The following is an 11,909-nucleotide window of genomic DNA, read 5'->3' as shown; positions in this document are numbered from 1 at the left end:
AAATACACCGAAACTTCAGCAGGAGGATGACGTGATGGCCTATGCGGAGCAAGCCGAAACAGAAGCACTGCACGAACCCAAAAGTTTCCTGACCAAATATATCTGGAGTCAGGACCACAAGGTTATAGCCATTCAATATTCCTTGACGGCTATATTCGTGGGTCTTATAGCCGTGGTGCTGTCCGGCTTGATGCGCATGCAGATAGGCTTCCCCGGTAGTTTGGAGTTCATGGACGCCAGTACTTACTATCAGGCGATGACCATGCACGGCATGATCATGGTCATTTATTTGCTGACGGCCTTGTTTCTGGGTGGCTTCGGCAACTATCTGATCCCACTGATGGTGGGCGCCCGCGACATGGTCTTCCCCTATGTGAACATGCTGAGTTACTGGTTCTACCTGCTATCGGTACTGGTGTTGCTCGCCAGTTTCTTTGTCCCTGGCGGCCCCACCGGTTCGGGCTGGACGCTCTATCCGCCACAGTCCATTACTCAGGGGACACCGGGGACCGAGTGGGGCATCGTACTGATGCTCGTCTCACTGGCGATTTTTATTGTCGCAACCACCATGGGCGGGTTGAACTACGTTACCACGGTGTTGCAGGCGCGCACGCACGGCATGACATTGTTTCGCATGCCGCTCTCCGTATGGGGAATCTTCATGGCCTCGATTATGGCCTTGCTGGCCTTCCCGGCGTTGTTTGTCAGTGCGGTCATGATGCTGTTTGACAAACTGTTGGGCACCAGCTTCTTTATGCCGGCGATCATCTCGCTGGGGCAGCAGCTCGATCACCAAGGTGGCAGCCCAATATTATTCCAGCATCTATTCTGGTTCTTCGGCCACCCGGAAGTCTACATCGTTGCTCTCCCCGCGTTTGGTCTGGTCTCCGACTTGATCAGCACGCATGCTCGTAAAAATATCTTCGGCTACCGAATGATGGTGTGGGCCATTATTGCGATTGGCGTACTCAGCTTTGTGGTCTGGGCACACCATATGTATGTCAGCGGAATGAACCCGTACTTTGGCTTCTTCTTCGCCATCACCACCTTGATCATCGCGGTGCCGACCGCACTGAAAGTCTACAACTGGGTGCTGACCCTGTGGCGGGGCGACATCCATCTGACCGTGCCGATGCTGTTTGCCCTGGCCTTTATCGTCACCTTCCTGGTCGGCGGTCTGACCGGGTTGTTTCTCGGCAATGTGATCGTGGATATTCCGCTATCGGACACCTATTTCGTCGTAGCCCATTTTCATATGGTCATGGGCGTTGCACCGATACTGGTGGTGTTCGGCGCCATTTATCATTGGTTCCCGAAAGTAACCGGACGCATGCTGAACGACACGCTGGGCAAGTTGCATTTCTGGATTACGTTTCTGGGCACTTACCTCATCTACTTCCCTATGCATTACCTGGGTTTCCTGGGCATGCCCCGTCGCTACTACGCCTATCAAGGCTACGAGTTCATCCCGCAGTCGGCGCAAGAGTTGAATGCCTTCATTACGGTGGTCGCATTGACCGTCGGCGTTTCCCAACTGCTGTTCCTGTTCAACCTGGCCTGGAGTGTATTTAAAGGCAAGCCCGCAGGCAGTAACCCCTGGGGCGCGGCCAGTCTGGAATGGCAAACGCCGAACACCCCGCCGATACACGGTAACTGGGGAGCGAAGCTGCCGGTCGTGCATCGCTGGGCCTATGACTACAGTGTGCCGGGGATAGAACAGGATTTCGTTCCGCAAACGGTCTCCGCCGAGGAGCTGGAGCAAATGCGGCAACTCAGCGCCGGAACCAGGATAGCGGACGTTAAAACATGAACAGGCTGCTATTGAGAAACGCCGACGGCAATGACCCAGGCGGCAGTTGGAGTCGCTACCCTGAGGGTATTCAGGCTGCCGATAGAAGCCAAACCGCAAGATTGGGCCTGCGCTTGTTTCTGGTTGTGGTGAGCTCGTTATTCTTTCTCTTCCTGATCGCCTTTATCGCCCGCTCACAAATGGCCGACTGGCAACCCCTGACAGAGCCCTTGGCGCCGTTAGCCAATCTTTGGCAGCTATGGCTGAATTCGGCTTTTCTGGTATTCAGTTGCATCGCACTGCAGTGGTCGCGTATGGCCGCCCGACAAGGTCGACTGGGCGCAACTGTCATTGGCTTTGCATTGGGGGGCCTATTTGCAATTGCCTTTCTGACGGGGCAACTCTGGATCTGGCAGCAATTTGTCGCCTGGGGCTACTTTGTCGCCGGCAATCCGGCCAACAGTTTCTTCTACCTGTTGACCGGCCTGCATGGGCTCCACCTGCTGGGCGGGCTGATAGCCTGGAGCAGAACCGTCGCTAAATTCCTGCATCGCGTGCCGTTGCCGCAACTCAGTGGCAGCGTAGAGCTTTGTGCAATCTATTGGCATTACCTACTGGGTCTTTGGTTCGTGCTATTCGCTCTGCTGACCAGCACGCCGGAAACCTATGAAGCCATCGCCAGATTCTGCGGCCTGAGGTGAAAAGCCATGGCATCGCACCCATCAGCCCCAGGCGAGCCCAGTTCATCCAATCCACCAAGCTCGCCCCCTGCACCGGGATGGCAGGGCATCGCCAGCGACTGGGCCTCGGATAGAGAGGTTTTCAAGCAGGTCCCCTGGGGCAAGGCGATGATGTGGATATTCCTGCTCAGCGATACTTTTATATTCACCTGTTTTTTAACCGGCTACATGTCGGTACGCATGACCATCACCGCCTCCTGGCCGAACCCCAGTGAAGTGTTCGCATTGACGATCGGCGGCAGTGAAATTCCACTTATTCTGATCGCCATCATGACCTTTGTGCTGATCAGTAGCAGCGGCACCATGGCCATGGCAGTCAATTTCGCCTATCGCCGTGATCGCGCGAAAACCGCTGCCCTGATGCTGGCGACCGCTGCCTTGGGTGCAACCTTCGTCGGTATGCAGGCATTTGAATGGAGCAAGCTCATCTCAGAAGGGGTGCGTCCCTGGGGGAACCCCATGGGGGCGGCACAATTTGGTGCCAGCTTTTTCATGATTACCGGTTTCCACGGACTGCATGTGTCACTCGGCGTCATCTACCTCGGAATTGTGGCGCTGAAAGTATTGCGGGGAGATTATGAGCGCTCCGGAAATTATCAGAACGTCGAGATAGCCGGGCTTTACTGGCACTTCGTGGATTTGGTGTGGGTGTTTATTTTTGCTTTCTTCTATTTGTGGTAGGTCTGAGCTGAAGAGGAACACTGATGATGGCGCATGCTCAGGGTCAGCAACATCCAATCAGTTTGTACCTTAAAATTTGGGGGCTGTTATTCGTCCTCAGCACGCTTTCGTATCTTGTCGACTATTTTCACTTCCAAGGCTACCTCAGGTGGTCCCTGATTATCACGTTCATGTTGTTGAAGGCAGGTTTGATTGTCTCTATCTTCATGCATATGGCCTGGGAACGGTTGGCCATGGTCTACGCCATATTGGTGCCACCTTTGTGTTTACTGGTGCTCGTCGGACTGATGGCCACCGAGGCGGACTATGTGTTCCTCAGTCGGGTAATTTTCTTCGGCCAATAATAAACTTCCAGATGGCCTAAAGCCTCCAGGGGCTAACCCGCAATCAATGGCTTTATATCGTTCGCTTGAACTGATGCCATTTGTGCAGCCAGGCTACAGTCCAGTGGGGGGCTGCCGTTCCCGTGCCGGCGATCTTCAGCATTGGATGATGTTCGATTACCCGGTCCAATACCGATTCCTGATTCGGCTCAACATCCACGAAGAAGATATGTTTGCCTTCTTCTACAATCTTTTTGAAATTGCGGAAGTGAGCGTTCGGTATCTGGATACCCAAAAAACCGCCTTCCCAGATGCAGAAGCCAAATATAATAATGGCAAGGAAGATAAAAGGCACCCAGCCTGCGGCGGATTCGGTCCAGCCCAGCCAATAGGCGCCGCCAAGGACCAACGCCGCGAGTGGCACACCGACCACCGCACCAATCTCGCCAGAGTGAACAACATCTTGTTTCATTAACGAGTTAACTTCGTGGAGGTGATGTTCTTCAACATCAGCAACTTGTTCACTGAGCACATGAATTTGTTCGCTATTGATGCCGTTGGCTTCCAATTCATTTTCAAGGGCTTCAAGATCGTCGAGATTGTCACTGATGTAATAGTGTCGATTCATGCCACACCTCCCATCTCGTGTTTGCTGTAGACCTCCCATGTCTTGCAGCTGTTCACTTGGATTTGCAGTCGGTATCTGTGCCCGTGGGGAACGTTGCACACTTCATGCAATCCGAAAGAAGTATAGCACTCGTTAGCATGCAGGGCTGGCAGCGTCAAGATCTAAACACCAGACGTGATGATCGTTGTGGTGATTCGTTCACGGATTGACGCAATGATTCCGCATCGACTCCATCTGGATCGCCACCGAGCCAACTGGCATGCGCATTGGCACTGAAACGGCGCTGGCCCGCGTCGTGGCGGTCTTTGGTGCGGGGCAGCCGCACTGCGCTTACCTCTTTGCCCATCGCCGTGATAACCGTATGAAAGTGCTGGTTCACGACGGCCTAGGAATTTGGCTGGCTGCACGCCGCCTGCACAAAGGCCGATTCGTCTGGCCCGGCCACCAACAGGGTACGCAGTTGAGTCCCGCGCTGCTTCGAGCGCTGCTGATCGATCTTCCCTGGCAGCGACTAGGGCCTGACAGAATTATCCGCATGCTTTAAAGGAAATGGCTGGCTTACCCCGAACTACTAATCGGGCACAGTCGACGCCATGGTTTCTGCCACTTCTCTTGATCAACTCGATGGCCGCTTACGGCGCGGTAGGGTATCGCGACCGGCCTGGCTTCGCTTGCATTGTCCGTTTTCCCGAAGAAGCCCAGCCCAGTCCTGTGGGTGGGCGCAGCATATTGAGAGGTGTCGTAAATGACAGTTAGGCTGGAGTTTCAGACTCAAGACCCGGAAGAAATAGCGCTGGCTACGCGCTACTGGGCGATGAATGAAGATGGTGGGTATTTGGAAAAAGTGAGCGAGCTTGTCCCATTTCGCGAAGTCACACAGTCCGGCCTGATTGCCAAGTATGTCTGGACGTTTTGCCATGCATTCGATGAGAATCAAGCCTGCCGCAAGTGTGAAGGCCCGATATTAATTACCAGTCGGACTGACGTCAAAAAGCAGTTCCAGCTTTCAGAGGCACCCTGTGAGGCGTGCTCAGAGATCCTGCGGCTAGAGGAGCTTGAACGGCGTCGGGTGGCGGAGGTTGAGCTGCAGAATCAGCTGGCTACCCGGATCGACTACATGCGCACCGCGTCGATCTCATATGCTGATCTAACAGATGATCAATGCTTTATCCTCCTTGCCATCGACGCTCTGATCACACCGCGGCTCGCTCATGGCACGTTTACTGAAGACGACTGCGAGGCGCTGGCACCTTGGGAGGGCACGTCATATCTGACGCGCCTCTTCAGGGGAGGTGTCATTTTCGACGATCCGGAAGCAGCGAGATCGGGCACCTACTATCTCCAAGATGAAAAACTGCAAGCTATACCGAGCTCACTCCAATTCTTCCTCCCTGCTGATGAGTCGCTGGGCAGAGGCGCTGAGGCTCTGGAGACCATCACCGAGCGACAGCTCACAGACTCCGAAGCAATGACCAATCTCTGGCTCGATTATGCAGTGGGAGACGTGCTTCGATATCTGATGGAGCAGTGCAGGGTTTACAGCCACGACCTCGACTATGAGGATATTGAAAAAATCCGGGCCACCGTGCGTTTCGGGTTGCACACGTACAGTGTTTCCCAGCTGTGGTTCATCATGTGGAAGGTCGTCCGGGATGCTGCGAGTCTCGCGAACCGAGAGTATTACAACCGGTACAAGGCGGCAGCGACGATTCCGAACAAAATTCGTAAGCAGATCGAAAGGGCCGAAAAGCAAGGCGGTATAGACAGATATTGGGAGCGCCCCGAGCTTCACATAGCCGGCTCGCTGGGAGTGGCGTTTCTGACGCTATTTGAAATTGACGAATCCACAGAAGGGAAGCAGGCACTGGCCATATTTGCCCAGCTAAGCGTGCAAGCGAGTACCGGGGAGGTTCACGGGGTAGCCAACAACTTCATGCAGGGCGCACTGAGCAGGAATGTTTCATTTTGGGCGATGGAGCAATTCGCGGGACTCATCCGTGCGGGCTTCGACACTAATGGTGCTCTGGATGAGCTGGTGAGGCTCAATCCGGAAACATTTAGCGTAGCGATCAGCTAGTCGTCGAAGTCTGAATCGATATGTTGGTTCATTGGCTAAATCTCATTCCTCGTTCCCACGCTTTTCCTTTACGGCACGCGGGAACGAGGGGGTTGGTTTAGGTTTTGTGAACCTCAGCACCATCCACCACTGCATCTACCAAAGCCTTGGCCGCTTCGATGGAATGCATCGTGGACCAGAGCAGTCCTTCTTCAGTACCACCCTCACTGTCCAACGCTTTGGAGGCGCAATCACCTGCAGATTTGAGCAGCAGTGAGGCATGCACCAGTGCATCTTCGGCATTGATTCCGGCGCATACGGCGAACAGCGGCTCGTGGCCGGCATCGCAGGTGCCGAAAGGGGTGTTGACGGTTTTGATGAGGGTGCCAGCGGGCTTGGACGCAGAAGTGTTGCTATCGGTTGGAGGTGGATCTGGAACGATTTTTATCATGATGTATCTCCTATTGATGAGGAGCTACCACTGATCGCCGCGAAACGATGGAGGGTGGCAGCTGTGCGCAGGTTCGCGGACCGGACAATAGGAACCCGGCAGACCCGAAGGTCTCCCACGCACAGCCACCATTGAACGAAAATGCGGGCATTGAAAAAGCGCCTGCAATCGTAATGGGGGCGCTTGTGCGCCTATTGGTTCGGGCCGCGACGCCCGATCGCTGAATAAGTCAGCGACCAGCGAAGACTATCGCCCACATGACCAAGGCACAAGGCTGCATTCGTTACAGGATTTTCTCCACACGAAAAAAAAGGCCATCAGGCCATTCGTTCTTTATCGCATCGAGAGAGGAGGGGAAGCTGGAGCGGGTGAAGGGAATCGAACCCTCGTTATCAGCTTGGGAAGCTGGAGTAATGCCATTATACGACACCCGCGTGCAACGGCTGACTTTGTACCAGATGTCAGGCCCGATTTGAAGCGTTTCTTGTTGCGATCAAACAATGATGCGGGTTGCCGGTAGCGCCAGGTGCTGCATCTTCCTTGTGCCGGTCAGGCGTCGATGCAGAGAGCTGTGCTACAGGCAACCATTTACGTCAGATAGCCAGTGCATGTTGGCCCTGGATGTGCTGGTAACGAACACGGGTTTCCTTGGCAGCGGGTTTGAGGAAATCCAGCAGTACGTTACGGCTGTCGCGGCAAGCGGACTTGTTTTCCATATCAAGGAAGTGGCCGGCACTCCTGATGGTGGAAAAGTGGCTGTTGCGCACATGCTTGGCGAAAAGCTGGGCATCCTCGACGGAGGTGTATTCGTCCCATTCGCCATTCATGAACAGCACCGGAATGTCGACGACCTTGGCGCCATGCAGGGCATTGCCCAAGTCATGCTCCAGCACCGAATTGATGTGGAAGTGCATCTGCTTGTATTCGTGGTCGGCCAGGCTGCTGACATGGCGGAAGTTGAAGCGCTTGAACAGCGACGGCAGGTGCTTGCCGATGGTGTCGTTGACCAGGTTGCCGACTCGATAGCCATCGCAGGCGCTGAGGTAGCGCACGCCTTTTTCGAGGTAGTCGCGCATCGGTTCGTTGATCACCGGCGAGAACGAGCTGATCACGGCCTTTTTCAGGCGCCGTGGCTTGTGTGCCAGGGCCAGGAGGGTGCAGGCACCGCCCCAGGAAAAGGACATGACGTGGTCGGCGGCGAAGTGGTCGATCAGTTCCACCAGGATCTGGCCTTCCTCTTCCTTGGTCAGCAACCGTTCGTTGCTGTTGTGCACTCTGGACTTGCCAGCGTAGGGCTGATCGTAGGCCACCACATTGAACTGCGGATGAAGATTGCGCACGGTCTGTGCGAAGGATGCGGTAGTGGCCATTGAGCCGTTAACCAGAATGATGGTTTTTTCTGCGGCGTCTGCCCGATAGAACTCCGTGTAAACCCGATACTGACCTTGTATATCAAGCACAGCAATTTCTGGCCTCATGTCATCGACTCCTGGCGAAAGCGGGTATTCGCGCAACCAAGCTTGCACGTTCTTTATGACAGGTAGGCATACGCCTGAAGAGAGGGCCCTTGTCGATCCGCTGGAGTCTGGTCGACGAGTTTTGTTATAGGCGGGCGATTTGCCGAGCCTCGGTAGCTTCAAGGCACCGATGGTCGACAAAAGGTTTCTTAGAATGCATGGGTGACTCGCAAGTCACATCCGGACTCGCGATTTGATTCAAGCAGGGTCGGGCAGAACCTGCAAGTTAATTCGGGCAAAGGTTTCTGCCAGGCGGTCAGGCGCTCACATTCGCGCGACCTCTTCAAGCGTCAGGGCGCGGTAGGAGCCCGGCGCCAGGTCGCTGTCCAGACGCAGCGGGCCCATGCTCTCGCGATGCAGCCGTAAGACCTTGTTATTAAAGAACCCGAACATTCTTTTGACCTGGTGGTAGCGCCCTTCGACGATGCTCAGGCGTGCGCGGCGCGGGCCGAGCAGGGTCAGTTCGGCGGGCAGGGTAGTCAGGTTTTCGAAGGCGAAATAAAAACCTTCGCGAAATTTTTTTATGTACTCCAGGCCGATGTCCTGCTCGGTCTCGACGTAGTAAATCTTCGGCAGTTTTGTCTGCGGCTGGGTCAGGCGTCGCGACCACTGGCCGTCGTTGGTGATCAGCATCAGGCCTGAGGTGTTGAAATCCAGGCGACCGGCGATGTGCAAGTCCTGCTTATCCGGCTCGTCGATCAGGTCGAGCACGGTCGGGTGCTGGGGGTCGACCGTGGCGCTGACACAGCCCATGGGCTTGTGCAGCATGAAGTAGCGCGCGGGGCGACCCTCTTGCAGCACTTCGTCGTCGCATTCGACCCGGCTGAACTCACGCACCTCGTGATGAGGGTCGCTGATGGCAATGCCGTCGACGCGCACGCGCCGCGCCACCAACAGCAAGCGTACTTGCTTGCGGTTGAAGCGGGGCAGGTTGCTGAGAAAACGGTCGACGCGCATGGACGTTGGCTGACAAAAAATGGGGCCGCTAGCTTACGGGATCGATGCCCCTTTGGCAGCTGCCTGCAGCTGCGCCTCGACCCGGGCGCAGCGCGAGCACAGGCAGGCCTGGTCGCGCAGATCGGCGGGCAAGGCTTGCAGGACATCCGGATCGATGCTCACGCCATAGCACCAGCAAGGCTGGGCGGCGGTGCGCGGGTCGGCCAGGGTGCAGCTGTTACTGGCGCCACAGGCGGGGCAGAGGGCGGTGTCATTCATAGTGAGACTTCGGCATGTTGACGCAGACGCAGTTGCGTCCGCTTTGTTTGGCCCGATACAGCGCATGGTCGGCGCGGGTGAGCAGGTTGTCCAGGGTGTCGCCGGGCTGCAGTGTGGTCAAGCCGATACTGGTGGTCACGTGCATGTCCTTGCCGGCATGGGTAAAGATTTGCTGCTCGGTTTGCCGGCGAATTTTTTCGGCGATCATCCGGGCGTTGTGGCTGTCGGTATTCTTGAGCAACACAATGAACTCTTCACCGCCCCAGCGGCAAATGATGTCGGAGTCGCGCAGGCAATTTTCCAGCACCCGCGAATAGCTGCGCAACACTTCATCGCCGGCCAGGTGGCCGTAGGTATCGTTGAGCTCCTTGAAATGGTCCAGGTCGAGCATGAGCGTCATCAGCGGCTTGGGCTCGCGCTGTGCTTCGTTCAATGCTTGTGCGGCAAGCAGATCGAAACCACGGCGGTTGGGCAGGCCGGTGAGGCTGTCCTGGGTCGCCAGCGCTTCGAGGCGCGACTGAAAGCGGCCAATCACGCCATTGAGCAGCCACAGCACCACCAGCGTCACCAGCGCGCAGATCAGCAGGTTCAGGTACAGCGATAACGAGAGACCGTTGCGAGAACAGCGCGAAACGAAGCGGCATAGCGAGTCCGTTGGCAGATTCCTGGTGGCGGTATTCTAGTGGGGTGGCTGGAAAATAACTGCATCTTCTATAAGGGAATTGTGGAGGAGGGCGACAGCGGTGCCCTCAAATTGGATCCATGGCTGCTTGTATCAAATCATTTCGGAAAGGGCACCGCACACCCTTTTCAATGTCTGATCCTATGTCGATGAGCACCTACTGATCGACGCCGACCAGCGCCGCTGGGATGGGCAGTTTCGCGGTCCAGGAGGCCGCCATGTATCGCCGACTTTTGCTGATAGTGTTGCTGGGTTTGCTGACGACTGCTTGTGCACCGTATGGAGGTTCCGGCTACTACCGAGCCGAAGTCTATAGCGCCGATCGTTATGACTATCCGGGGTATCGCTCTTATTACCCCTACAACCATGGCTATTATGTAGCGCCTCAGCCACGCTACTACTACGCACCACCCTCTCACTACTACCGGCATACGCCGCATTACCGTCCGACGCCTCACTATTACCGTCCGGCACCGGGGCCGGGTTACAAGCATTACCCGGGGCGAGGGTATGACCCACGTTACCGCCATGGGCCATCGCGGCATAATTTTGATCGCGACCACGATGGTCGCCCGGACTACGGCCGGCATCGCTACGACCGCAACCACGATGGTCGCCCGGACCACGGCCGGCGAAGCTACGACCGCAACCGCGACGGTCGTCTGGACCGCGGCCAGCACTGGTAAAAGCAGGTGCCGGCCAGCATTCGACCCTCAATACGCCGATAAATCCGCCAACGGATGGCGGCCCTCCCAGGCTTTGGCGAAGTGCGCTTGAACCACGGCCTCGGGAATGCTGGCAATGTCCGGCCAATGCCAACGCGGCTTGTTGTCCTTGTCGATCAGTCGTGCGCGCACCCCCTCGCTGAATTCCGGGTGGCGGCAGCAGTTGAGGCTCATGGTGTATTCCATCTGGAACACCTGGGCCAGGGACAGATACCGGGCGCGGACAATCTGTTGCCAGACCAGATGGGCGGTCAGCGGACAGCCTTCGACGAGGGTGCGCGCGGCGCGGCTCAAGGTGGCGTCGCTGTTTTGCTGCAGGCGCGCGATGGCGCGCCAGGCACAGACCGGGTCGCTGACATCGAGCAGGTTGTCGATCTGCTGCCTGCGAGGCAGCCACTGGGCTTCGGGCAACAGCGGCTGCGCTTCTTGCGCAAGGGCCTTGAGCAGGCTGTTGAGTTGCATGGCGGTCTGTTCCTGCCAGTTCAATTGCAACAAGCCTTCGATCAGGTTCGCTTGCTGGTCTTCACGCAGAAATCGATCCGCCAGGCCCAGGTCCAGCGCATCGCGGGCATTGATGTGGGCACCGGTCAGCCCCAGGAACAGGCCCAACTTGCCCGGCATGCGCGTCAGAAACCAGCTGGCCCCGACATCCGGGTACAAACCAATGCTGATCTCCGGCATGGCCAGCCGGCTGCTGGGGGTGACGATGCGAATGCTGGCGCCCTGCAACAACCCCATGCCGCCGCCCAGTACATAGCCGTGGCCCCAGCAGATCAACGGCTTGGGGTAGGTGTGCAGGCTGTAGTCGAGGCGATATTCGGCGGCGAAGAAGTGGGCGGCCAGCGGCGGGACGTTACCAGGGTGGTGGCGGCAGGCTTCGATCAGGCTGCGCACATCGCCGCCGGCACAAAAGGCCTTGTCGCCTTTGCCGCGCAGCAATACGCAGACAATCTCAGGGCTCAGGGCCCAGGCCTGGAGCTGCTCGCTCAGCACCTCGATCATTGGCAGCGAAAGGGCGTTGAGCGATTTTTCGACATCCAGCGTGGCAACACCAATGCGTGCACCGTCGACACCGGTGAGTTCTTCGAATTCCAGGTTCATC

General features: G+C 56.6%; 13 protein-coding genes, 1 tRNA gene and 1 pseudogene. 7 read left to right on the top strand and 8 right to left on the bottom strand.

Annotation, left to right across the window (positions count from 1 at the left end):
• Window positions 1-34: 34 nt before the first annotated feature.
• From ctaD to NVV94_RS21515, 4 genes are read left to right on the top strand one after another with little or no spacing between them, the layout of a single operon-like run.
• A complete protein-coding gene (gene ctaD, locus NVV94_RS21530; RefSeq protein WP_258447775.1) occupies window positions 35-1,810 on the top strand; it encodes a cytochrome c oxidase subunit I in 1,776 nt (591 codons plus the stop codon).
• Window positions 1,807-2,490, top strand: coding sequence for a cytochrome c oxidase subunit 3 (locus tag NVV94_RS21525; RefSeq protein ID WP_258444371.1), 684 nt, complete (start codon window positions 1,807-1,809; stop codon window positions 2,488-2,490). The genes ctaD and NVV94_RS21525 overlap by 4 nt, the downstream gene beginning before the upstream one ends.
• 6 nt (window positions 2,491-2,496) lie before the next feature.
• Complete coding sequence (locus NVV94_RS21520; RefSeq protein WP_258444370.1) at window positions 2,497-3,210, top strand: heme-copper oxidase subunit III family protein; 714 nt, start codon at window positions 2,497-2,499, stop codon at window positions 3,208-3,210.
• A 26-nt stretch (window positions 3,211-3,236) separates the two neighbouring features.
• Window positions 3,237-3,554 carry a cytochrome C oxidase subunit IV family protein gene (locus NVV94_RS21515; RefSeq protein WP_258447774.1) on the top strand — a complete coding sequence of 106 codons (318 nt, stop codon included), beginning with the start codon at window positions 3,237-3,239 and terminating at the stop codon, window positions 3,552-3,554.
• A 52-nt stretch (window positions 3,555-3,606) separates the two neighbouring features.
• Here the strand turns inward: NVV94_RS21515 and NVV94_RS21510 are convergent, their stop codons facing one another.
• A complete protein-coding gene (locus NVV94_RS21510) occupies window positions 3,607-4,161 on the bottom strand; it encodes a magnesium transporter (protein ID WP_258444369.1) in 555 nt (184 codons plus the stop codon).
• A gap of 259 nt (window positions 4,162-4,420) precedes the next feature.
• On the opposite strand from NVV94_RS21510, the gene tnpB reads away from it, so the two are divergent.
• On the top strand, window positions 4,421-4,705 hold the full coding sequence (gene tnpB / locus NVV94_RS21505) for an IS66 family insertion sequence element accessory protein TnpB (RefSeq protein ID WP_258444368.1): 285 nt from the start codon (window positions 4,421-4,423) through the stop codon (window positions 4,703-4,705).
• A gap of 201 nt (window positions 4,706-4,906) precedes the next feature.
• Window positions 4,907-6,238, top strand: a complete 1,332-nt coding sequence (locus NVV94_RS21500; RefSeq protein ID WP_258444367.1) for a hypothetical protein — start codon at window positions 4,907-4,909, stop codon at window positions 6,236-6,238.
• A gap of 97 nt (window positions 6,239-6,335) precedes the next feature.
• On the opposite strand, the gene NVV94_RS21495 is transcribed toward NVV94_RS21500, so the two are convergent.
• The 6 genes and pseudogenes from NVV94_RS21495 to NVV94_RS21470 all read right to left on the bottom strand — a co-directional run.
• Entirely contained in the window at window positions 6,336-6,668 is a 333-nt protein-coding gene (locus NVV94_RS21495; protein WP_258444366.1) for a DUF3077 domain-containing protein, read from the bottom strand.
• A gap of 360 nt (window positions 6,669-7,028) precedes the next feature.
• A tRNA-Gly gene (locus NVV94_RS21490) sits at window positions 7,029-7,102 on the bottom strand.
• Window positions 7,103-7,261: 159 nt separating this feature from the next.
• On the bottom strand, window positions 7,262-8,146 hold the full coding sequence (locus NVV94_RS21485) for an alpha/beta fold hydrolase (protein ID WP_258444365.1): 885 nt from the start codon (window positions 8,144-8,146) through the stop codon (window positions 7,262-7,264).
• A 303-nt stretch (window positions 8,147-8,449) separates the two neighbouring features.
• Window positions 8,450-9,142 (bottom strand): pseudouridine synthase, encoded by a 693-nt coding sequence (locus NVV94_RS21480; RefSeq protein ID WP_258444364.1) that lies wholly within the window; start codon window positions 9,140-9,142, stop codon window positions 8,450-8,452.
• A gap of 33 nt (window positions 9,143-9,175) precedes the next feature.
• A complete protein-coding gene (locus tag NVV94_RS21475; protein ID WP_258444363.1) occupies window positions 9,176-9,400 on the bottom strand; it encodes a cysteine-rich CWC family protein in 225 nt (74 codons plus the stop codon).
• Window positions 9,393-10,001 (bottom strand): annotated as a pseudogene (locus tag NVV94_RS21470) (GGDEF domain-containing protein); the annotation flags it as partial. The gene NVV94_RS21475 and the pseudogene NVV94_RS21470, both read right to left, overlap by 8 nt.
• A 299-nt stretch (window positions 10,002-10,300) precedes the next feature.
• Between NVV94_RS21470 and NVV94_RS21465 the strand changes: the two are divergent.
• Complete coding sequence (locus NVV94_RS21465; RefSeq protein WP_258444362.1) at window positions 10,301-10,768, top strand: hypothetical protein; 468 nt, start codon at window positions 10,301-10,303, stop codon at window positions 10,766-10,768.
• Window positions 10,769-10,795: 27 nt separating this feature from the next.
• On the opposite strand, the gene NVV94_RS21460 is transcribed toward NVV94_RS21465, so the two are convergent.
• The gene (locus NVV94_RS21460) at window positions 10,796-11,908 is read right to left on the bottom strand and encodes an enoyl-CoA hydratase/isomerase family protein (protein WP_258444361.1); all 1,113 of its coding nucleotides are present in this window, start codon (window positions 11,906-11,908) and stop codon (window positions 10,796-10,798) included.
• Window position 11,909: the final 1 nt, after the last annotated feature.

The organism is Pseudomonas sp. LS1212 (assembly GCF_024741815.1).
Classification (GTDB): domain Bacteria; phylum Pseudomonadota; class Gammaproteobacteria; order Pseudomonadales; family Pseudomonadaceae; genus Aquipseudomonas.
The sequence above is the reverse complement of the archived record's forward strand: the minus strand, read 5'-3'. Positions and strand labels throughout refer to the sequence as shown.

What these genes read in the sequence shown, in the direction of transcription:
- ctaD (WP_258447775.1), top strand. Translation starts at nt 35, where the DNA reads ATGGCCTATGCGGAGCAAGCCGAAACAGAAGCACTGCACGAACCCAAA.
- NVV94_RS21525 (WP_258444371.1), top strand. Translation starts at nt 1,807, where the DNA reads ATGAACAGGCTGCTATTGAGAAACGCCGACGGCAATGACCCAGGCGGC.
- NVV94_RS21520 (WP_258444370.1), top strand. Translation starts at nt 2,497, where the DNA reads ATGGCATCGCACCCATCAGCCCCAGGCGAGCCCAGTTCATCCAATCCA.
- NVV94_RS21515 (WP_258447774.1), top strand. Translation starts at nt 3,237, where the DNA reads ATGGCGCATGCTCAGGGTCAGCAACATCCAATCAGTTTGTACCTTAAA.
- NVV94_RS21510 (WP_258444369.1), bottom strand. Translation starts at nt 4,161, where the DNA reads ATGAATCGACACTATTACATCAGTGACAATCTCGACGATCTTGAAGCC.
- tnpB (WP_258444368.1), top strand. Translation starts at nt 4,421, where the DNA reads ATGCGCATTGGCACTGAAACGGCGCTGGCCCGCGTCGTGGCGGTCTTT.
- NVV94_RS21500 (WP_258444367.1), top strand. Translation starts at nt 4,907, where the DNA reads ATGACAGTTAGGCTGGAGTTTCAGACTCAAGACCCGGAAGAAATAGCG.
- NVV94_RS21495 (WP_258444366.1), bottom strand. Translation starts at nt 6,668, where the DNA reads ATGATAAAAATCGTTCCAGATCCACCTCCAACCGATAGCAACACTTCT.
- NVV94_RS21485 (WP_258444365.1), bottom strand. Translation starts at nt 8,146, where the DNA reads ATGAGGCCAGAAATTGCTGTGCTTGATATACAAGGTCAGTATCGGGTT.
- NVV94_RS21480 (WP_258444364.1), bottom strand. Translation starts at nt 9,142, where the DNA reads ATGCGCGTCGACCGTTTTCTCAGCAACCTGCCCCGCTTCAACCGCAAG.
- NVV94_RS21475 (WP_258444363.1), bottom strand. Translation starts at nt 9,400, where the DNA reads ATGAATGACACCGCCCTCTGCCCCGCCTGTGGCGCCAGTAACAGCTGC.
- NVV94_RS21465 (WP_258444362.1), top strand. Translation starts at nt 10,301, where the DNA reads ATGTATCGCCGACTTTTGCTGATAGTGTTGCTGGGTTTGCTGACGACT.
- NVV94_RS21460 (WP_258444361.1), bottom strand. Translation starts at nt 11,908, where the DNA reads ATGAACCTGGAATTCGAAGAACTCACCGGTGTCGACGGTGCACGCATT.